Source organism: Alteromonas sp. 009811495 (assembly GCF_028865455.1).
Classification (GTDB): domain Bacteria; phylum Pseudomonadota; class Gammaproteobacteria; order Enterobacterales; family Alteromonadaceae; genus Alteromonas.
Window position 1 is genome coordinate 2,398,998 of sequence record NZ_CP113972.1, and the last position, 21,299, is coordinate 2,420,296.

Annotated in this window: 21 protein-coding genes; 16 read left to right on the forward strand and 5 right to left on the reverse strand. The window is 44.3% G+C overall.

The window, feature by feature from the left end; all coding sequences use genetic code 11:
* Positions 1-59 precede the first annotated feature (59 nt).
* Positions 60-518 (forward strand): SprT family zinc-dependent metalloprotease, encoded by a 459-nt coding sequence (locus OZ660_RS11035; protein WP_274743452.1) that lies wholly within the window; start codon positions 60-62, stop codon positions 516-518.
* Between the two features lie 55 nt (positions 519-573).
* Here the strand turns inward: OZ660_RS11035 and yfbV are convergent, their stop codons facing one another.
* Positions 574-1,023: a terminus macrodomain insulation protein YfbV gene (gene yfbV / locus OZ660_RS11040; RefSeq protein WP_274740929.1), complete on the reverse strand. Its 450-nt coding sequence runs from the start codon at positions 1,021-1,023 to the stop codon at positions 574-576.
* A 446-nt stretch (positions 1,024-1,469) separates the two neighbouring features.
* On the opposite strand from yfbV, the gene trxB reads away from it, so the two are divergent.
* The 4 genes from trxB to infA all read left to right on the forward strand — a co-directional run bounded on the left by trxB (position 1,470) and on the right by infA (position 4,288).
* A complete protein-coding gene (gene trxB, locus OZ660_RS11045) occupies positions 1,470-2,435 on the forward strand; it encodes a thioredoxin-disulfide reductase (RefSeq protein ID WP_159625795.1) in 966 nt (321 codons plus the stop codon).
* A gap of 44 nt (positions 2,436-2,479) precedes the next feature.
* Positions 2,480-3,226, forward strand: coding sequence for a leucyl/phenylalanyl-tRNA--protein transferase (aat, locus tag OZ660_RS11050; RefSeq protein WP_274740930.1), 747 nt, complete (start codon positions 2,480-2,482; stop codon positions 3,224-3,226).
* Entirely contained in the window at positions 3,223-3,936 is a 714-nt protein-coding gene (locus OZ660_RS11055) for an arginyltransferase (protein ID WP_274740931.1), read from the forward strand. The genes aat and OZ660_RS11055 overlap by 4 nt, the downstream gene beginning before the upstream one ends.
* Before the next feature lie 133 nt (positions 3,937-4,069).
* Positions 4,070-4,288, forward strand: coding sequence for a translation initiation factor IF-1 (gene infA / locus OZ660_RS11060; protein WP_014949333.1), 219 nt, complete (start codon positions 4,070-4,072; stop codon positions 4,286-4,288).
* 141 nt (positions 4,289-4,429) lie between these two features.
* Here the strand turns inward: infA and clpA are convergent, their stop codons facing one another.
* Both clpA and clpS read right to left on the reverse strand, forming a co-directional pair.
* Positions 4,430-6,706 (reverse strand): ATP-dependent Clp protease ATP-binding subunit ClpA, encoded by a 2,277-nt coding sequence (gene clpA / locus OZ660_RS11065; RefSeq protein ID WP_274740932.1) that lies wholly within the window; start codon positions 6,704-6,706, stop codon positions 4,430-4,432.
* A 24-nt stretch (positions 6,707-6,730) separates the two neighbouring features.
* A complete protein-coding gene (clpS, locus tag OZ660_RS11070; RefSeq protein WP_014949331.1) occupies positions 6,731-7,051 on the reverse strand; it encodes an ATP-dependent Clp protease adapter ClpS in 321 nt (106 codons plus the stop codon).
* 209 nt (positions 7,052-7,260) lie between these two features.
* Here clpS and cspD point away from each other — a divergent pair, with 209 nt between their 5' ends.
* Positions 7,261-7,479 carry a cold shock domain-containing protein CspD gene (gene cspD / locus OZ660_RS11075; protein WP_274740933.1) on the forward strand — a complete coding sequence of 73 codons (219 nt, stop codon included), beginning with the start codon at positions 7,261-7,263 and terminating at the stop codon, positions 7,477-7,479.
* 435 nt (positions 7,480-7,914) lie between these two features.
* Here cspD and OZ660_RS11080 read toward each other — a convergent pair whose 3' ends face one another.
* Positions 7,915-10,134 carry an NADP-dependent isocitrate dehydrogenase gene (locus OZ660_RS11080; RefSeq protein ID WP_274740934.1) on the reverse strand — a complete coding sequence of 740 codons (2,220 nt, stop codon included), beginning with the start codon at positions 10,132-10,134 and terminating at the stop codon, positions 7,915-7,917.
* 489 nt (positions 10,135-10,623) lie between these two features.
* Here OZ660_RS11080 and OZ660_RS11085 point away from each other — a divergent pair, with 489 nt between their 5' ends.
* The 7 genes from OZ660_RS11085 (at position 10,624) to OZ660_RS11115 (ending at position 16,967) form a co-directional block, all read left to right on the forward strand.
* Positions 10,624-11,166 carry an rRNA large subunit pseudouridine synthase E gene (locus tag OZ660_RS11085; protein WP_202261646.1) on the forward strand — a complete coding sequence of 181 codons (543 nt, stop codon included), beginning with the start codon at positions 10,624-10,626 and terminating at the stop codon, positions 11,164-11,166.
* Between the two features lie 176 nt (positions 11,167-11,342).
* On the forward strand, positions 11,343-12,452 hold the full coding sequence (gene mnmA, locus OZ660_RS11090; protein WP_274740935.1) for a tRNA 2-thiouridine(34) synthase MnmA: 1,110 nt from the start codon (positions 11,343-11,345) through the stop codon (positions 12,450-12,452).
* Positions 12,452-13,078 carry a high frequency lysogenization protein HflD gene (gene hflD, locus OZ660_RS11095; protein WP_159625808.1) on the forward strand — a complete coding sequence of 209 codons (627 nt, stop codon included), beginning with the start codon at positions 12,452-12,454 and terminating at the stop codon, positions 13,076-13,078. The genes mnmA and hflD overlap by 1 nt, the downstream gene beginning before the upstream one ends.
* A 14-nt stretch (positions 13,079-13,092) precedes the next feature.
* On the forward strand, positions 13,093-14,460 hold the full coding sequence (gene purB, locus OZ660_RS11100) for an adenylosuccinate lyase (RefSeq protein WP_274740936.1): 1,368 nt from the start codon (positions 13,093-13,095) through the stop codon (positions 14,458-14,460).
* 125 nt (positions 14,461-14,585) lie between these two features.
* Positions 14,586-15,323, forward strand: a complete 738-nt coding sequence (locus OZ660_RS11105; RefSeq protein ID WP_274740937.1) for an adenylate/guanylate cyclase domain-containing protein — start codon at positions 14,586-14,588, stop codon at positions 15,321-15,323.
* A gap of 36 nt (positions 15,324-15,359) precedes the next feature.
* The gene (locus OZ660_RS11110; protein WP_274740938.1) at positions 15,360-16,499 is read left to right on the forward strand and encodes a JmjC domain-containing protein; all 1,140 of its coding nucleotides are present in this window, start codon (positions 15,360-15,362) and stop codon (positions 16,497-16,499) included.
* Between the two features lie 9 nt (positions 16,500-16,508).
* Positions 16,509-16,967, forward strand: coding sequence for a GNAT family N-acetyltransferase (locus OZ660_RS11115; RefSeq protein ID WP_226433756.1), 459 nt, complete (start codon positions 16,509-16,511; stop codon positions 16,965-16,967).
* 17 nt (positions 16,968-16,984) lie between these two features.
* Here OZ660_RS11115 and OZ660_RS11120 read toward each other — a convergent pair whose 3' ends face one another.
* Positions 16,985-17,413: a DUF4826 family protein gene (locus OZ660_RS11120; RefSeq protein ID WP_226433757.1), complete on the reverse strand. Its 429-nt coding sequence runs from the start codon at positions 17,411-17,413 to the stop codon at positions 16,985-16,987.
* Between the two features lie 409 nt (positions 17,414-17,822).
* Here OZ660_RS11120 and OZ660_RS11125 point away from each other — a divergent pair, with 409 nt between their 5' ends.
* From OZ660_RS11125 to OZ660_RS11135, 3 genes are all read left to right on the forward strand, one after another.
* Positions 17,823-18,038, forward strand: a complete 216-nt coding sequence (locus OZ660_RS11125; RefSeq protein WP_159625820.1) for a PGPGW domain-containing protein — start codon at positions 17,823-17,825, stop codon at positions 18,036-18,038.
* Between the two features lie 412 nt (positions 18,039-18,450).
* The gene (locus tag OZ660_RS11130; protein ID WP_274740939.1) at positions 18,451-18,957 is read left to right on the forward strand and encodes a (2Fe-2S)-binding protein; all 507 of its coding nucleotides are present in this window, start codon (positions 18,451-18,453) and stop codon (positions 18,955-18,957) included.
* Positions 18,954-21,218: a xanthine dehydrogenase family protein molybdopterin-binding subunit gene (locus OZ660_RS11135; protein ID WP_274740940.1), complete on the forward strand. Its 2,265-nt coding sequence runs from the start codon at positions 18,954-18,956 to the stop codon at positions 21,216-21,218. The genes OZ660_RS11130 and OZ660_RS11135 overlap by 4 nt, the downstream gene beginning before the upstream one ends.
* The last annotated feature ends 81 nt before the right edge of the window (positions 21,219-21,299 follow it).

Here is a 21,299-nt window from a genome sequence, read left to right on the forward strand (position 1 = left end):
AATCTGTAGAGTAAAAAAACATCGCAACACATGATTTATCACCAGAGCAGCGTCAAGATATACAAGACGCTGTTTTTGTTTGTTACGAGCGTGCAGAACGATTCTTTGACAAACACTTCCCTCGCCCATCGATTAGCTATCGACGTTCTGGAAAGAACGCAGGTACCGCGTTTTTACAGCAAAACAGAATTAACTTTCACCCACTACTTTACAAAGACAATACTAGCGCTTTTTTGCGCGATGTCGTTCCTCACGAAGTAAGCCATTTATTAACTTGGCAATTATATGGAAAAGTTAAACCTCACGGCATCGAGTGGCAAGCTATCATGAAGCAGGTTTTCGGGTGCATGCCAAATACGACGCATAGTTTTGATATAGGAAACACAACCAATACAGTAAAATACCACTGCTTATGCGATAACTACGCGCTTACTATTAGAAGGCATAATAAGATTCTTAAGGGTACTCTTTATCGTTGTAAAAAATGCAGCGGTATACTTAAGCGCACGAGCGCCTGATAAACGCGTATTTAAAACGACACACAATTAACCATATTGGTGTTTGTTGAGCGCTTTAGTTGAACCAGTGTTTAGTGAATACACTGTCTAAGTCGTTAAACGCCGTTTTTAGCAGGTGAGCCAGCTCTTTATACTTTGGCTTAGACTTAATTGAGGCAACATTACATCCCTGAGATCGCATTTTGGAATGAATATCCTGATACCAACTTTTAAGTTGGGGCGGTAGATACTGGTCGGAACGGTGTCCAAGCCACAACAATCCTTGCATGGGAAGACTTAGAAAAAAAGCACCAATCGCGATTGTCTGCGGCAAATACTCCACACCAAGATTTTGCAATAGTAACGCACAGGACACAATGGCAACCGGCGGCATGGTTTTAATGGCAAACCTGGTTGCTGCAATCACTCGACACTCAGGGAAGTAAGCGTATAGCTCCTTCTTTACAGGCCATGTCTTCATGTATTGCTGCCCATCTTTTAACAACGTCATCACCGATTGAGACATGCTTCACCTCTGCGCCTAAAATCATGCATAGCCAAAAAGAATGCGTAATTTATTATCACCATTCCTAAGACAAATTGTAATCGTCTTTTGGGCTAATACAAGACTGTTTGTGGGTTTTATACGTCTACTTATCTTAAGACACAGAAACCTAACAGAAGTTTAATTTCATTGGTGAGCGTATCATTTTACGCCGTTTGTTCGTCGCAAAAATAAGGGTAATGGTTATTGTTTTAGCAAAAAAGCATACATCAAAGACTAAGTTGCTCTAAAAGAGAAACTACTCTTTGAGTGACATTTTCATCGCTAAAAGGCATCATAGCTGCCTTTAATGTATAACAACAAAAAGAAACGTAGTGATAAGGTTGATTTAATCATGATTGCCCTTACCTAGCGTTCTAAGAGATTTAATAAAGTAGCCCGCTTGGGTGAATTATTTGGAGACGAAAATGGCAGAAAGCAGACACGTCCGTCTACTTATCTTGGGTTCAGGCCCCGCGGGTTATTCAGCTGCAGTTTACGCGGCACGCGCTAACTTAGAACCTGTACTTCTAACTGGTATTCAACAAGGCGGACAGCTTACTACCACTACTGAAGTGGAGAACTGGCCAGGCGACCCGGAAGGACTTACTGGTCCAGACCTAATGGTGCGTATGCAAAAGCACGCCGAAAAATTTGATACCGAAATCATTTTTGACCACATTAACAAGACTGACCTAACCAAACGTCCATTCACCTTGTATGGTGACAGTGGTACGTATACGTGTGATGCGCTTATCATCGCAACAGGTGCTTCGGCGAAATACCTTGGTATGGAGTCAGAGCAAGCGTTCATGGGCAAAGGTGTGTCTGCATGTGCAACGTGTGATGGATTCTTCTATCGCAATCAAAAAGTAGCCGTTGTGGGCGGTGGTAATACAGCGGTAGAAGAAGCGCTTTATTTATCGAACATTGCCTCTGAAGTTCATGTGATCCACAGAAGAGATAGCTTTAGAAGTGAGAAAATTCTTGAGCAGCGTCTTCGTGACAAAGCTGAGAACGGTAACGTTGTTTTACACCTAAATCGCACCCTTGACGAAGTACTTGGTGATGAAATGGGCGTAACCAAGATCCGCATTAAAGACACAAACAGCGATGCCACTGAAGAACTTGATGTAATGGGTCTTTTCATTGCGATTGGTCACAAGCCTAACACCGACATTTTCGATGGTCAGCTTGAGATGAAAGACGGTTATATCGTGGTTAATAGCGGTACAAACGGTAATGCAACGCAAACCAGTGTAGAGGGCGTATTTGCCGCTGGTGACGTGAGTGATCACATTTACCGCCAGGCAATCACTTCTGCGGGAACGGGCTGTATGGCCGCCCTTGACGCAGAAAAATTCCTTGATGGATTTATGCCAGAACAAGGCTAAACACTGTAATTTGGCCCTGTAGTTTGCAGGGCCCCTACCGACTTATGATCGCTTTACATTATATTGAAGAAGGTGCTCCCTTCCCTCCTGTAGACACTGCTTTGAGCGATCCAAATGGCTTGCTAGCGTTTGGTGCGGACCTTAGTCCCCCTCGGTTGTTTTCAGCATACTCTCAAGGCATATTTCCTTGGTTTAGCGATGATGAACCACTTTTGTGGTGGTCGCCCGATCCAAGGGCAATAATCGACTTAGATGATTTCATTGCTAGTAAGAGTCTGCGAAAACTGGCTCGCAAGCAACAATATCCTGTGACGCTCAACCATGCTTTCGAAGAAGTGATTGAAGCGTGTTCGTCTATTCCACGCAAAAGCCCTAATAATGATGGATTATCAACCGACACGTGGATTACAGAGGATATGGTGGATGCGTATAAGCATTTACACACTCTGGGTTTAGCGCATTCTGTAGAAGTATGGGATGGCGATGATCTGGTCGGTGGCTTATATGGCGTAGGAATAGGCAAAGTCTTTTGTGGTGAGTCAATGTTCCATACAAAGAGCAATACGTCTAAGTTGGCCATGCTAGCCTTAGTTGAACATATGAAACAGCAGAACATGGCATTTATAGATTGTCAGTTGCCAACGGAGCATTTGATGTCTTTGGGTGCAAAAAGTGTTTCGCGGGGTCAGTTTGTTGAAAAACTGCAGAAGAACAACCACACTTTAAATGAAGAAGGCGCACTATCGCCTGATTACCTAGCAAGGTGGCAACCAAAGGTTATTACGCCATGAAGTTCGGTATTACACATTCATTTACGTGTAGTTACTTGCCTGAAGAGCAAGAACAATTACTTGTGTATGCTGAAAACAATGATTTTCAAGCGTGGCGTTATGCTCAACTTATTCAAGCGGGTTTTAGACGCAGCGGTGAACAAATTTACCGGCCACATTGCCCTAGCTGCAAAGCATGCAAATCAGTGCGTATTCCAGTAGATGCATTTACCCCCTCTCGCAGTCAAAAGCGCATACTGAAAAGCAACAAAGCATTTTCGGTTAAGTTCGCCAACACACCAGCAGCATCATATTATCCGCTGTATGAACGCTATATTAGCGAGCGTCACGCTGACGGAAGTATGTACCCTCCTTCGCAGGACCAGTTCGACAATTTCGTGTTGTGTGATTGGATGAAGACGCACTTTCTAGAAGCGTATGATGGAGACAAGCTTATTGCCGTTGCTGTGACCGACGTTATCGACGAAAACAATCAACTACTGGCATTATCGGCACTGTACACATTTTTCGACCCTGATTACGAGCGACATTCGTTAGGTACCTGGATGATATTGCAGCAAATTGAACAGGCGCAATTGTTGGGGCATCAGTATCTTTATCTAGGATATTATGTGGAAGGTTGCCAAAAAATGTCGTACAAACACAAGTTTCTGCCATTTGAGCAATTTGTTGATAATCAATGGCAGCTTATTTCAACAACAAACCCATAACCCTGACCAAGCGCGGATTAGTGTGCTTTTCTAAACTATTTAGCTGAAAATACATTAATTACTTTACACTGAACCCAAGATTGGGTAAGGTCTGCGCGGCAAAAATTTTGAATTACTGAGGTAACTGCTTTACATGGCAAAAGAAGATTGTATTGAAATGGAAGGTACTGTGTTAGACACACTACCTAACACTATGTTCCGCGTTGAACTAGAAAACGGTCACGTAGTGACTGCGCACATCTCTGGTAAAATGCGTAAGAACTATATCCGAATTCTTACTGGCGATAAGGTCACCGTTGAGATGACTCCTTACGATTTGACCAAAGGTCGTATCGTTTATCGCGCAAGATAATGAGCCATTGAAGCGGTAACGCATTGTTAAAAGCCCGGTCTATTGCCGGGCTTTTTTGTGCATAGTGAAATGCACAAAAAAGGGGCTAGCAAACGCTAGCCCCTTTTATACATTGCTTTGTAATTTGCATTGCTGTGGCGATTAACTCGGCTCAGGTTCTTCTGAAGTAGCATCCACACCTGCGTATTCAAACGTCAGTTTGTCTTCTACACAATCAACTTTAACGTTTCCGCCTTTCGCCAGTTCACCAAACAATAACTCGTTGGCCAGTTCCTTCTTAAGCTCATCTTTAATTAGACGCGCCATAGGTCTTGCGCCCATCGCTTTGTCGTAGCCTTTTTCAGCAAGGTAAGCTCTTGCTGCACTGCTTACTTCAAACGACACGCCTTTAGCATCTAACTGCGCCTGTAGCTCAATAATGAACTTATCTACAACCTGCAGGATAACCTCTGAGTCAAGGTGATTAAACCAAATAATACCGTCCAAACGGTTCCTGAACTCAGGGGTAAATACCTTGTTGATTTCGCTCATTGCATCGTGGCTATGATCTTGTTGTTTAAAGCCAATAGACTTGCGTACGGTTTCCTGAACACCAGCATTGGTAGTCATAACAAGCACTACGTTTCTGAAGTCCACTTTTCGGCCGTTATTGTCGGTTAACGTACCATGGTCCATAACTTGAAGAAGAATATTGTAAATATCGCTATGCGCTTTTTCAATTTCGTCTAAGAGCACCACAGAATACGGGTTTTTAATAACTGCATCCGTCAACAAACCACCTTGATCAAATCCTACGTAGCCAGGAGGCGCGCCTATTAGGCGGCTCACCGCATGACGCTCCATGTACTCAGACATATCAAAGCGAACGAGCTCCACGCCCATGATTTTAGCGAGCTGCTGTGTGACCTCGGTTTTACCCACACCCGTTGGACCTGCAAACAAGAAGCTACCTATAGGCTTAGTTTCTGTACCAAGACCAGAGCGAGACAATAAGATTGCATCGTTAAGGGTCTCAATGGCCTTGTCTTGGCCAAATACCACCATTTTAAGGTTACGCCCTAGGTTCTTAAGTACTTCTTTGTCAGACGCCGATACAGACTTCTCTGGAATTCTCGCCATTTTCGCAATGATCTGCTCAATGTCGCCTACACCAATTGTCTTTTTGCGCTTTGACGGCGGCAACAAGCGCTGACTAGCACCCGCTTCATCCATAACATCTATTGCTTTATCAGGGAGGTGACGCTCATTGATGTATTTAGCTGACAATTCAGCAGCAGCCTGAATCGCCTTTTGTGTGAAACGAACATTATGGTGCTCTTCGTAGCGACTTTTTAGTCCTAACAAAATTTTCGTGGTATCGCTAACACTTGGCTCAGTCACGTCCACTTTTTGGAAGCGACGAGCGAGTGCGCGATCTTTCTCAAATATACCTTGATACTCTTGATAAGTCGTTGAACCAATACAGCGCAATTCGCCACTGGAAAGTTTCGGTTTAAGCAAGTTCGATGCGTCCATTACACCGCCCGATGCGGCACCAGCACCAATGATGGTATGGATTTCATCAATAAACAAAATAGCGTTTTTGTCTTTGCCCAACTCTTTCAAAATAGCTTTAAGGCGTTTCTCAAAGTCACCGCGATATTTTGTACCCGCTAACAGACCGCCCAAGTCCAGTGAGTACACTGTACTTTCTGCAATAACTTCTGGCACATCGTCATTGACGATACGATACGCTAACCCTTCGGCGATAGCCGTTTTACCTACACCGGCTTCACCCACCAATAGCGGGTTATTTTTCCGTCGGCGACATAAAATTTGGATAGTGCGCTCCACTTCGGAATCTCTGCCAATAAGCGGATCAATTTTTCCATCTTTAGCATGTCGATTAAGGTCAGTGGCGTATTTGCTAAGCGCTGAACCACTTTCTTCGCCAGCTTCGCCCTCTTCAGAGGCTTCTGGATTTACAGGTTCATCATCGTCGGCTTTACTTACACCGTGGCTAATAAAATTAACAACATCCAAACGAGTAACATCCGCTTTTTTGAGAATGTATACCGCTTGCGATTCTTGCTCACTAAAGATAGCAACAAGTACGTTAGCACCCGTTACTTCATCTTTACCTGACGACTGTACATGGAATACAGCACGCTGAAGTACGCGCTGAAAACCTAACGTTGGCTGTGTTTCACGCTCGTTAATCTGGTCATCTAGAATCAGTGGCGTGGTATCTTTCACGAAAGAGAGAAGCTCACTTTTAATCGCTTCTATATCCGCACCACAAGCTTTGAGTGCATCACGAGCAGCTGAGTTATCAAGCAGTGCCAACAACAAGTGCTCAACCGTCATAAACTCATGACGGTGCTCTCTGGCAAATACAAACGCACTATTTAGCGTTTGTTCTAATTCTTTATTTAACATATTGCTCGCCCTCTACAAAATACCTTATGCCTGCTCCATCGTACACATCAGCGGGTGCTGATGCTTGCGTGCATATTGATTTACCTGCATTACTTTCGTCTCTGCTATCTCAGCAGTGAAAATGCCGCACACGGCTTTTCCTTGATAATGAACGGTCAGCATAAGTTGGTTGGCTTTCTCAGCGTCCATATTGAAAAACTGCATGAGTACCTCAATGACAAAATCCATTGGTGTATAGTCGTCATTGTTCAACAACACTTTATACATGGGAGGCGGCTGCGGCTTTTGTCGCTGCGCGTCTTTCTGTTTTTCCTTTTCGATACTAATAGCGTTGTCTTTACTCATAACTTAATAATAGTGGTTTCATGACAGATATGTGTACAAACTTTTGAATAAATTTATTCACATTTGTCCTTGACATAATATGGTTAAAAAATCTACATTTTGATAGTGGCCTTGAGTATGAATTTTCATAAACGGTCTGGCCACTGTGTCTCTGGATCTATAATGGGGGCATATACGTGTGAGTTCAAGGATTAAGAGGAAGTCGAAGTATGGCGGTTGGCAAAGTTAAATGGTTTAACAACGCGAAAGGTTTTGGGTTTATCGTACCAGAGGACGGTGGTGAAGATATTTTTGCTCATTACTCAACGATTCAAATGGACGGTTACCGTTCGTTGAAAGCAGGTCAGGAAGTAACGTTCGAAGTACAGCAAGGCCCTAAAGGGCTGCACGCTGAGAACATTGGCTTCAAAGAAGAACCTGAGCGTTAAGAAAGAATTTTAAAGGCCTGGCTTTCTAAGCCGGGCTTTTGCTTTTCTGTCACTCTATTTATGGCGTTTTTAAGTGCCATAGGTTTTGTTTGTTCTAAATTTCCCTATCAGCATTATCTGCATCGATGCCCATTTCGGTAGTTATTAAATTTAATTTAATGGCACAAAGTTGTTTATTGCTACCTAATGTCGCTCAAAAAAAGTACGCAACTCAACTAAAATAAGCAACGTTAGATAAAGCGTTTACTGCAATTACAGTACGTTCAAATCACGTGTGCGTATATTTTTATATAAGTTATCAAAGGTTTTTGCTGGAAATAAAAAACCCTGCAGTTTTTCAACCGCAGGGTTTTCATAGTTTTTTTCGCAATACTTTGCAATAGCTACTTTGCAATGAGCATGACTACGTTAAGGTAGCCATGAACTCAGTAGCCATTAGGCTTCAAGAATAGCTTTTAATGTCTTGCTTGGAGACATAGTAGCGAAAAGCTTGTCTTCATCTGGGTAGTAGTAACCGCCAATTTCTTGCGCACTACCTTGTGTTGCATCAATCTCAGCCAAGATGTCATCAACCTTCGATGATAACTCATCATACATAGGCTTAAATTGCGCAGCTAAGTCTGCATCTTCTGTTTGGTTGGCGACTTCTTCAGCCCAATATAAACCTAGGTAAACGTGGCTGCCACGGTTATCTAGCTGGCCCGCTTTACGAAGCGGCGATTTACCGTTGTTAAGCAGTTTTTCTGTAGCTTTATCAAGCGCTGTAGCAATCACTTCTGCTTTTGTATTGCTGTGTTTAATAGCAACATCTTCAAGCGATACCGCTAGTGCAAGGAATTCACCCAGTGAATCCCAACGCAGGTGACCTTCCTCAACAAATTGCTGAACGTGCTTAGGAGCACTACCGCCTGCACCCGTTTCATAAAGGCCGCCGCCCGCCATCAATGGAACAATTGACAGCATTTTAGCGCTTGTACCAAGCTCTAGAATTGGGAACAAGTCAGTCAGGTAGTCGCGAAGTACGTTACCAGTTACTGAAATAGTATCTAGGCCGCGAATTGCACGTTCCATGCTGTAACGAATAGCGCGAACAGGAGACATAATTTGAATGTCTAGACCATTTGTATCGTGGTCTTGTAGGTACTTTTCAACTTTCTTGATAAGTTGCGCATCGTGAGCACGCTCATCGTCTAGCCAGAATACTGCAGGCATGCCAGATTGGCGTGAACGCGTTACAGCAAGCTTAACCCAATCTTGAATAGGTGCGTCTTTCACCTGACACATACGCCAGATATCACCTTCTTCAACATCGTGAGAAATAAGTACGTTGCCGTCTTGGTCAACAATTGACACTGTACCGTCTGCTTCTAGCTCAAACGTTTTGTCATGCGAGCCGTACTCTTCTGCTTTTTGCGCCATTAGACCAACGTTAGGTACTGTACCCATAGTCGTTGGATCGAACGCACCGTGTGTTTTACAGAAGTTGATAACTTCTTGATAAATGGTTGCATACGTACTTTCAGGAATTACCGCTTTAGTATCGTGCGCCTTACCATCTGGTCCCCACATCTGACCAGAGTTACGGATCATTGCTGGCATAGATGCATCAACAATTACGTCACTTGGTACGTGAAGGTTAGAGATACCTTTGTCAGAGTTAACCATCGCAATTGGCGGACGGTCTGCATAACATGCGTTGATATCTTTTTGAATTTCAGAACGCTGACTTTCAGGCAGACTTGCGATTTTGTCGTAAACACTGCCAAGACCATTGTTTGGATTAACACCAAGCTCTTCAAACAGGTCACCCCATTTGTTGAATAGGTCTTTATAGAATACTTTTACACAGTGACCGAATACGATTGGGTGAGACACCTTCATCATGGTCGCTTTTACGTGTAATGAGAATAGAACGCCGGTGTTCTTCGCATCTTCGATTTGCTCTTCGAAGAATTCGCAAAGCGCTTTTTTGCTCATGAACATGCCGTCGATAACTTCGCCAGCGAGCAAATCTACACGCGGTTTAAGGGTTTTCTTGCTTCCATCTTTGCCCGTAAATTCGATGCTAACGTGACCGTCTTTCTCGACCGTCACAGATTTTTCACCAGAGTAGAAATCGCCACCGCGCATGTGCGCTACGTGCGAACGAGACGCTTGAGACCACTCACCCATTGAATGCGGGTGCTTACGAGCATAATTCTTAACCGCTGTCGGTGCACGACGGTCCGAGTTACCTTCACGCAGTACAGGGTTAACCGCACTACCTAGTACCTTGCCGTAACGTTCGCGAATATCTTCTTCTTCAGCAGTTTTTGGTGAATCAGGGAACGCAGGAACGTTAAAGCCTTTTGCGTTAAGTTCTTTTATCGTTGCGCGAAGCTGTGGAATTGAGGCACTGATGTTTGGAAGCTTGATGATGTTAGCATTTGGGTCTTGGGTCATCTCACCCAGTTCAGCTAGCGCGTCTGGCACTCTTTGTTCTTCAGAAAGATACTCAGGGAAATTTGCCAATACACGTGCAGCTAGCGAGATATCACTTAGTTCAACGTCGATATCTGCGGCTGCAGCAAACTTCTGGATAATAGGAAGCAATGAATAAGTCGCCAGCATTGGCGCTTCATCAGTCTTCGTGTAGATGATCTTAGACTTGGTCATTATATACCTCAATTTTGTCGGCAGCGTACTACCGTTTTTAGTCCATTGGGTCGCAACAACTCGCAATATATTTATATTGCGCCCATAGTCATTGCGATACGTAATTGATGCTTTCCACTAAATACCTTTGGTGTTAAAACCCTCAGTACCTAGCCACTTGCTGTTTTCGTCGTCGTACTTTACTACGCTCCATTCTATCGCTGCTTCACGTCTCATGTGTGCCAATTCTGGCGCGTGAAACGTGGTTCCCTACCGATAACTGCTTAATAAACGTACGAATGCTCAGCCTTATAGTATCGACTGCGTCCATTAGTATAGGGTCGAAAGTTTCAGTTACAAGTCATACCATTGTCTTAACATATAAGATCACCGAATTTATAGACAAACTCTGCATTTTGCGACTTCTGCAAGCCGTCAGATTTCTGTGCGCAAAAACTCATGAGTGCATGTTAAAATAGGTACGTTCTTGGTTAATATTCGGTAATTTAAATGGCTTCACCTTCCACAGTAATTTTGTTTAATAAGCCTTTTCAAGTGCTCTCTCAGTTCACCGATGCAGACGGCAGAGAAACGTTGAAAGACTACATTGATGTGCCTGATGTATATGCTGCTGGACGGTTAGACAGAGATTCTGAGGGCCTGTTGGTTTTAACTAATGACGGTAAACTTCAGCACAAGTTGGCCCACCCGAAAGCGAAAACGAGCAAGACTTACTGGGTTCAAGTCGAGGGCATTGCTGATGATGCGGCAATAAACGCCCTTAGAAATGGTGTTGAACTCAAAGACGGTATGACCCGCCCAGCCAAAGTTAAACGCATGGACGAACCCGCCGTTTGGGAGCGAAATCCTCCAGTAAGATTTAGACAGTCAATTCCTACAAGCTGGCTTTCCATCACAATAAGCGAAGGTCGAAATAGGCAAGTACGCAGAATGACCGCGCACGTGGGCTACCCCACTTTGCGTTTGATTCGCTACCGCGTAGGAAACTGGACGATCGACGGAATTGAAAATGGAAAATACATTTCTTTTTAAGTAAAGAGATAACATGTGAATTACCCCGCGTAATCTGTTAAAATCCGCGACCTCAAAACGGGCGCTAGCCAAAACACTTAAAACGTTAATCGTTAGTAGGCTTTTTTGTGACTTGAAAATGCTAGTTTGGCCCTTACTTCTCAATTCCTTTTAATTTAATGAGTGTGCAATACGTAGTGAGTGATATTGATTCTAACGCAAGCAAGAAAGTAATCGTCGGTATGTCCGGCGGCGTCGATTCGTCTGTTTCAGCCTATCTGTTACAACAACAGGGTTACCAGGTTGAAGGTCTTTTCATGAAAAACTGGGAAGAAGACGACAATGATGAATACTGTGCTGCTGCGGAAGATTTAAAAGATGCTCAAGCCGTTGCCGACAAGCTTGGTATCGAGCTACACACTATTAATTTTGCCGCAGAATACTGGGACAACGTGTTCGAATACTTCTTAGAAGAGTATAAAGCCGGACGCACGCCAAACCCAGATATCATGTGTAATAAAGAAATTAAATTTAAGGCATTTTTAGAATTTGCTGCCGAAGATTTAGGCGCTGACTACATTGCGACGGGTCACTATGTACGTCGTCGTGAAGTAGATGGCAAATGGCAAATGCTACGTGGTTTAGATAACAACAAAGACCAAAGCTATTTCTTGTATACGCTGGGTGAAGAGCATGTTGCTAAAACGCTATTCCCCGTGGGTGATATCGAAAAACCACTAGTACGTAAAATTGCTGAAGAGCAAGGTCTAATCACCCACGATAAGAAAGACTCAACAGGTATCTGTTTTATCGGTGAACGTAAGTTTAAAGACTTTTTAGCCCGTTATCTTCCTGCTCAGCCGGGAGTAATTGAAACAGCGGAAGGCGAAGAAATTGGTCAACACGAAGGCCTTATGTACCACACGCTGGGACAACGTAAAGGATTGCACATTGGTGGCCTTGCTAAATTTGGTGACGAGCCATGGTATGTGGTTGATAAAGACGTTGCGCGAAATGTACTTATCGTAGGTCAAGGTGCTGACCACCCCCGCTTATACTCAAAAGGCTTGGTGGCAAAACAACTGCACTGGGTCGACAGACAAACCATTACTGAACCAATGCGTGCCGTTGTTAAAACCCGTTACCGTCAGGCTGATATTCCGTGTACTATTTCGCCAACTGGCGAAGACACAATCGAAGTGATTTTCGACGAGCCTCAAAAAGCAGTAACCCCAGGGCAATCTGCAGTATTTTATGCAGATGAAGTTTGCCTAGGTGGCGGTATCATAGAGAGCTATATCCGTTAATGTTAGACGCAGACATTGAAAACAATTTAGCACTTGCTGGTGTATGCCAAGCTGCTGCTTTAGTTCAGCAGCTTGCGCGTCGAGGTAGTGCAGATAACGAAGCAATAGAAGCTAGCCTGTCGAGCATTCTTGTAACCGACCCTGAAACACCTCAGCAAGTCTTTGGTAAACTGGATAATCTTAAACTTGGGTACACTACCCTTGCCACGCAACTATCTGACAAGCAAGCAACAAAAGATACCGAGCTTACTCGGTATGTCGCAAGCATATTGGGGTTAGAACGAAAATTAGCGAAAAAGCCAAAGGCCATGCAAGAACTCGCTGAACGCATCTCGCATGTACAACGCCAACTCGCCCATATCGATTTTCAAAACCCACAAATAGTGTCATCTCTTGCAAGTATTTACAGCGACATTATTAGTCCTCTTGCCCCTCGCATTCAGGTAGCAGGTAATCCTGACTATCTCAGCCAACCCGCAATGCAACACAAAGTACGCGCTATACTTTTAGCTGGCGTAAGAGCGGCGGTGATGTGGCGTCAAATGGGCGGCAAACGAAGAAATATTCTTTTTAAACGCAAACACATTCTAAACAGTGCCGTTAAGGCGCTACGATTAATAAACTAGTGAGGAGCTTTAAGGTGGAACTGAGTCAGTTAACTGCAATTTCCCCTGTCGATGGTCGATATGCTGGCAAGAGCGTAGAATTACGTAGCATTTTCAGCGAGTACGGCTTACTTAAATACCGTGTAGAAGTAGAAGTACGTTGGTTACAAATGCTCTCTACTAACCCACAAATTGAAGAAGTTCCTGCCTTTTCTGATACCTCAAATGCGCTATTAGACAGCATTGTAAGTGAGTTCAGCGTCGACGATGCAATGCGCATCAAAGAAATTGAGCGTACAACTAACCACGACGTTAAAGCCGTAGAATATTTCCTTAAAGAAAAAGTATCTGATAACAGCGAACTGTCAGCGGTAAACGAATTTATTCATTTCGCATGTACGTCTGAAGATATTAACAACCTTTCACACGGATTAATGCTTCGAGAAGCACGTGAAACAGTAATTCTACCATACTGTGACAAGCTGATTGATGCATTGATTGAACTTGCGAAGCGTTATCAAAACGTGCCTATGATGGCGCGTACCCACGGCCAGCCAGCTTCGCCTACCACAATGGGTAAGGAAATGGCTAACGTGGCTATTCGCCTTAAGCGTCAGCGCAGTCAAATTGCTAATGTTGAACTACTTGGTAAAATTAACGGTGCAGTCGGTAACTATAATGCCCATCTATCTGCTTATAAAGATATTGACTGGCACGGCGTTTCAGAGCGTTTTGTCACCTCACTAGGCCTAACGTGGAACCCGTTTACCACACAAATTGAGCCGCACGATTATATTGCCGAAATGTTTGATGCCATCGCGCGCTTCAACACCATTCTAATCGACTTTGATCGCGATGTATGGGGTTATATTGCGCTTGGTCACTTCAAGCAAAAAACCGTTGCTGGCGAAATTGGTTCTTCAACCATGCCACACAAGGTTAACCCGATTGACTTTGAAAACTCTGAAGGCAACTTGGGACTGGCTAATGCCATATTTGACCACCTTGCGGCAAAACTACCGGTTTCTCGCTGGCAGCGTGACCTTACCGATTCGACCGTACTGCGCAATTTGGGCGTAGGTGTTGGTTATGCGGTAATCGCGTATCAAGCTACATTAAAAGGTATTAGCAAGCTTGAAGTTAATGAAAAGAGCCTTCTAGACGAGCTAGATAACAACTGGGAGCTGCTTGCAGAGCCAATTCAAACCGTTATGCGTCGTTATGGAATTGAAAAGCCATACGAAAAACTGAAAGAATTGACGCGTGGTAAAAAAGTAAACGCAGAAATCGTTGCTGAGTTTATCGATAATCTTGATATGCCTGAAGCGGCAAAGGCAGAGCTTAAAGCGCTTACACCAGCAAGCTACATTGGCGATGCAATTAGGCTGGTAGATCAGTTATAAAGCCAACGTAATATTAGTACATTAAAAACGCGGTCATTGTGCCGCGTTTTTTTATATGTGCAGAAGGTGTTGCACCAGAACAGGTGAAGAACAAATCATGGATTTAGCGCAAAAGGAAATGGGTTATGGTATGGCAAGGAACAAGGAATACAGAGCAGTCACACAAACGCTATTTTCACCTCAGTAATGCCGTCGTCATCTTTTGCGATATATCAGGTTTTCAGGGGCTGAATTTACGCTATGGCGACGAAAGCACGTTTACTATTGTCACAACCTTATTTTCAAAATTTGAACGCATTGCTCGTTTCTACCATGTTCACCCAGTTAAGACCAACGGCGATCAATTCATTGGGCTTTGCTTAAACTCGTTCGCTGAAGGTCCGTTCATTACACAGCCAGAAATTGAGCAAAAACAAAAAGGAAGTGAACGCGCGCTATTATTTGCAAAATCAATGCTGTCCATTTCAAGCGAGCATGTTCATTTAACCAATCTAAATTGCGGTTTAAGAATAGGCATCGCCCAAGGCAATGTATTACTGAGTGAAAGTTTACTTAATGCAGGCGCTATAGACATATGGGGAAATACGGTTAATCGTGCCGCTATGTTGGAGCGGCATACTCAAGTAAATTCAACGGCTTTAGATAAGCGCGCGATGGCATCGCTACCCTGCGTACAATCTGTTGAGCTTAATGAAACTCCGCTAAACACCAAGATTGGCACAGTAACAGCCTACTGCTACCAACACGTTAAAGCCCCCTCTCCCTCAAACATTGATATAAAAAACATCTTAGGTAAAGCAGCCAATGACTCAACCACTACATGTAGACCTTGCATGACTGGAAAATACCGCGTGTATCACTGATAATACATCGCTTATCGAGCCCACCTTTGAGACTACATGAACGAATATTACCTTGACCATTTCAACGCAGAGCGTTTTCTTGCAGAGTACTGGCAGCAAAAGCCTGTAGTACTAAAACGATTCTTTGAGGCGTTTGAAGATCCGATCGATGAAAATGACCTAGCGGGTTTAGCCCAAGAAGCCGATGTTGATTCTCGTATTGTGAACAACATTAGTGGGAACTGGCACGTAGAACAGGGTCCGATAGATGACTTTGAGCGCCTATGCAAAGGGAAATGGACGCTTCTGGTACAAGGCGTTGATAAATACATACAAGACGTAGCACCAATTCTCACGCCCTTTTCTTTTATTCCTCACTGGCGACTAGACGATTTAATGGTGAGCTATGCGACAGAAGGCGCTGGCGTTGGTGCCCATATTGATCAATACGATGTATTTTTAGTACAAGGTAAGGGTAAGCGACGCTGGCGCGTGGGTAAGCCCGGCAATTATGAAGAAGTGTTTCCTCATCCTAAATTGCGCCAAATTGAGGGTTTCGATCCTATTATCGATGTTGTTGTTGAGCCAGGCGATGTCGTTTATATACCACCAGGCTGGCCTCATGACGGACAAACCATTGAAGACAGTTTGACCTATTCTGTAGGCTATCGCGCACCTGATAACCTGCAACTCGCCGAAAGCTTGGCGATGATGTTGGATAAAGGTGAGCATAACATTCGCTTTTCTGATCCAAATCGAGCAACGCAATCAGCACCTTTCGTTGTGTCACCTCACGATGTGGCTGCGCTAAAGCTGCAACTCATTGAAGCAATTAATAGCGAAGGCTTTACGAGAAGCTTGCTAGAAGCAATGAGCGAGCAAGGTATACCCGAATATCCGCTAGAGCCAGAAGTATCTCTTGAACAAGTATCTAATGAATTTGCTGCCGGCATTAGCTTTGTGCCTGCTGCAGGAGTAAGGGCATTAGTGAGCTATGGTAAGCAAGGCATGCCAAAGGCATTATTTGTAAATGGTACGCAGTTTGACTTTTCCAGTGCAGATCGAGAGTGGTTTGAAGCGCTTGCAAGTGGTGACGTGTTGAACGCAACCGTTTGCGAAGAAGCCCCCTCTTTTACATTTTTAGAAACCTTGACTACACTCATAAATAACGGTTATTGGGAATGGTTTGAGGAATAGTTATAGCCTATGGCGTTCACGGTCATAAGTGTCGACTGGGAAAAGGATAAACATCGACTTAAAGCACTGAGGGAGCATGTTTTCGTCTTAGAATGGCGAGTGCCTGAGGCCAGCGAGTTTGACGAGCAGGATGATTCTGCTTGTCACATTCTCATTTTAAGTGATAACGATGAACCCATTGCTACAGGTCGCTTGACCAAAAAAGGCGAACTGGGACGAATTGCAGTAAAACGCAATCACAGAACGCTTCCCGTCTACCGCGCCTTATTCGCCGCACTTCTTAGCGCTGCCAAACAAAATGATGTCCCTATCATAAAAGTCATTTGTAACTTAGATAGCGTTTCTTACCACCGTTCCATCGGGTTTATCCCAGACGGACAAGTATTTATGGACGCTGGCGTGCCACGCCAGCGTTTAAAGTGTTCCGCCGAGCGTTTTCCTTTACCCGACGTAACACAACTTCACTGACGCTTAAAAAAAGCGAACTAAACCTGCTCTTGAGCAGCCCATAACTCATCGTAGCTTTGAATACGATAAAGGCCTTCAGCGCGGGTTTCTAGCATTGACGCCAGATCATTCGCCGCTTTATCTGTAGGAGAACTTGCGCGTAAGTTAGCGGCTTTCATTTGCCACATCATAGAGAAGTACTTAATGGCTTCTCGAGCGTTTGGCGCATTGCCCTCTTGCGTAAAGTCCGCCGGCAGATCGCCGCTCATTACCCAATACTTTTTGTTGTCTTGTGCTTTAATTTTCCATACCGCTACGTAAGGAACAAGGTAGCGACTTTCAGAGGCCACAACAGTATCAAATAAAACGCCATTTTCGGCGAGGTGTTTGTTAGCACGCTGAAACTGCTCTCTCACCCACTCGGCACGTTGCTCTTCGCTAATTTGTTGGTTTTGAGGTTCTGCCATGTTCACTCTCTTTCTTATAGTTATACATTTGAGCAATCGCTCTATATTTTAGATAGCGCTATTTCTTTCGATATTCTTGAACAGAATCGATATATCTACGCTAAATTTTCTTACTGTCTTTGTACTTCATTTCGAAGTGCTGATCTAGCGATAAACAGAAAAGACGGAGATTACACACGCCGAATGCACAATTATTCATCAATACGCTGATAGTCAAAAAAGTGCGAGGTTAAATACTTTGCTTTATTACCTCGTTGCAACACGATTGCATCGAAAACAGCATGCTTAGACAAATTTTTACATTTTAAAAGTTGGTTTTATCGCAACATTCAACCATTATACTTAGAGGGTCTTGCTCGTAAGTAAAGACGTTTCAGCCAAAACCAACAGTATAAGAGGCAAGATAACAATGCGAACAATTAGACTAACATTAGGTGCACTTTTGCTCGTTAGCGGTATTGTTTTAACACTGCTTCCCGGCTCAATTTTACTGGTCATTAGCGGCCTAGTACTGCTTAGTTACGATTGGCCAAGAGCCCGCACTTGGCTCAAGTATAGCCAACGAACGATGACAACAGGCGCACGAAAATTAGACCGTTTCTTATTGATGAGAAAACTACGCTAATTCCAAAGGCCTTGTTGTTACAGGTCCTGCACTTCAATTCAAACATAGCTCTATTGGAATTAGTTCCAGCACAATAAACTCACACCAATAATACTCCATCATCATCGCACTAAGCGTTAAATCAAAAACCGTCGCAACTGTTAAGCATTTAAGCTTAAGTCAATGCACATGGCTGTTTCACGTGTTAACGTAAACACACGCTAAACTGTGTTGACCTTTGCGATACGCTTTTTAAAACAACGGTTAACACGCTTTAGTTAATGTGAAGCCTTAAATAACAATAATAGTGGCTCATGCACCATCAGTGCATCAAGCATAAAACAGGCAAATGTAGTCTTTAGCGCATGGCGCACAATATTGTTGTGCAGCTTGAGTAGGTCATGAACTATCGATTACCTATGGAGACAAGACCATGATCACGTTTACCGTAAATGGCATCAAACACGAGTTTTCTGGTGATTCGTCCACACCAGTATTGTGGTACCTGCGCGACGAACTCAATTTAACAGGCCCCAAGTTTGGATGCGGTATGGCCCAGTGCGGCGCATGTACCGTGCATATTGACGGCGTGGCCCAACGCTCCTGTGTATTACCCGTTTCTGCGGTTCAAGGCAGAAACATTACTACGATTGAAGGGTTAAGCGAAGACGGTGACCACCCTGTTCAACAAGCATGGATAGAACATCAAGTTCCTCAATGTGGTTTTTGTCAATGCGGCCAAATAATGCAAGCCGCAAGTCTACTAGCGTCAAATCCAAACCCAACCGACAAAGAAATTGTGCAGAACATGTCGGGTAATATTTGCCGCTGCGGTACCTATCCGCGTATCCATAAAGCGATAAAATCGGCAGCTAAATCTATGTCTGCGAACGCAGGAGTTAACTACTTCACTCCACAACGTTCGGGAGAAGAAGTATGAAGACTACCACCGCTTACTTTGACATGAATCGTCGTGGCTTTTTAAAGTCTAGTGCGGCGGCTGGCGCGCTTGTGTTGGGCACTTACTTTATGGGCAGCACATCGCGGGCTATGGCGGGTGTATTAACTAAGCCATCTGACAATGCTGTGCGAGCAAACCTGTTTGTTGCCTTGCGTCCTGATGGTATGGTTGAAATAACCTGCCACCGCTCAGAAATGGGACAACAAATTCGTACTGCCATCGCACAAATTGTTGCAGATGAAATGGAAGCAGCATGGGACAAGGTTATTGTCATCCAAGGCAAAGGTGATCCTGCTTATGGAGATCAGAATACCGACGGTTCTCGCAGTATCCGATTTAACATGCAACGCCTTAGAGAAATGGGTGCGAGCGTGCGCTATATGATGCAACATGCCGCTGCAAAACGCTGGGGCGTAGATGCCGACACTTGCGTTGCCAAGCAACATGTTGTCACACATAGCTCTGGAAAAACATTAGACTACAAAGACCTAATCTCAGATGCACTGAGCATAACACCCCCACCGGCTGCTGAGTTATCGCTCAAAGCCCGTAGCGAGTGGCGATACATCAATACAGGTATGGCCCATGTCGACCTTAAAGACATAGTAACTGGAAAAGCCACATTCGCCGCTGATGTTCGTGAACCCAAAGCACTAATTGCCATTATTGAGCGCCCTCCAGTTGTAGGTGGAAAAGTTAAAAGTGTTGACGCAACTGCAGCAAAGGCCATAAAAGGTGTTGTTGACGTTATAGAAATTCCATCGCCTAAAGGTGCTCCGCAGTTTCAGCCTAAAGGTGGCGTTGCAGTTATTGCTAAGAACACGTGGGCTGCGTGGCAAGGTAGAAAAGCGCTTAATGTCACTTGGGATGACGGCGCAAATGCCAGTTACAATTCCGAAGAATTTAAAGCGCAGTTGATTGCTACGGTAAACGCACCACAAGCTCATGTGCGTGAAAAAGGCGACGCCATAGCGGCGCTTTCAAAGGCTACCGATAAGCTTGTGGCTGATTATTATGTTCCCCATTTAGCACAGGCACCAATGGAGCCCCCCTGCGCAACAGCAATGTACTACCCCGACCGTGTAGACGTATGGGCAGCGACGCAAAATCCGCAAGCCGACATGGAAACAGTGGGTGCTATGGTTGGCATGGATAAAGCCAACATCAATGTTCACGTTACGATGTTAGGCGGTGCTTTTGGACGAAAATCAAAACCAGACTTTTCTGCCGAAGCAGCTTTTCTTTCAATAAAGACAGGCGAACCCATTCGCGTTCAGTGGACACGAGAAGACGATATTCAACACGGTTTTTATCACGCAGTATCCGCGCAGCATGTTGAAGCGGCATTGGGTGATGATGGCAAAATTGATGCGTATCTCCACAGAACAGCCTTTTCTCCAATTGCCTCAACATTCCAAGAAGGTGCTAATGCACCGTTTAGCTTTGAACTAGATTTAGGCTTTACGGACAATCCAATATTAACACCCAATATGAAATTAGAGCGCGGAGAAGCGCCAGCCAGGGCGCGTATTGGCTGGATGCGCTCGGTATCGAATATTTTCCACGCGTTTGCAGTTCAGTCATTTATTAATGAAGCTGCTCACAAGGCAGGCAAAGACAGTAAAGACTACTTGCTTGAAGTCATTGGTCCAGATCGCATTGTTGATGTAACGGAGCAAAATGCTGAGTATTTGAATTACTGGGGAGACAAAGCGGTGTACCCACTCGATACTGGACGTTTGCGCAATACTATTGAGACGGTAGCCAAAATGGCAAACTGGGGTCGCAGTATGCCAAAAGGTCGAGGTTTAGGGATAGCGGCTCACCGCAGTTTCTTAACTTATGTGGCCACAGTAGTTGAAGTTGAAGTATCTGAAACAGGCGATTTAGACGTCATTAAGTCATGGGTTGCTATTGATGCAGGAACCGTTGTTAATACTGACACGGTAAAAAATCAAACCCAAGGTGGTTCGGTTTACGGTATTACCACAGCGATTAGCGACGGCATTACCTTTGATAAAGGCCGTGTTCAACAAAGTAACTTTCACAACTACCGCGTACCAAGAATGAGTGACTCTCCGTTAGAGGTGGATGTGGAAATAATTAAAAGCGATGCGCCCCCTGCGGGTGTTGGTGAGCCCGCCACCCCGGTGTACGCGCCGGCGTTGTGTAATGCCATTTTTGCCGCATGTGGTAAGCGTATTAGACAGCTACCCATTGGCAATCAGCTCAAAGCATAATGGTGTACAAGGCGCTAACAGACTGAGAGCAAATAGCTGTTGGATGAAATGAAAAGGGAGGCTTAGAGGCCTCCCTTTTTT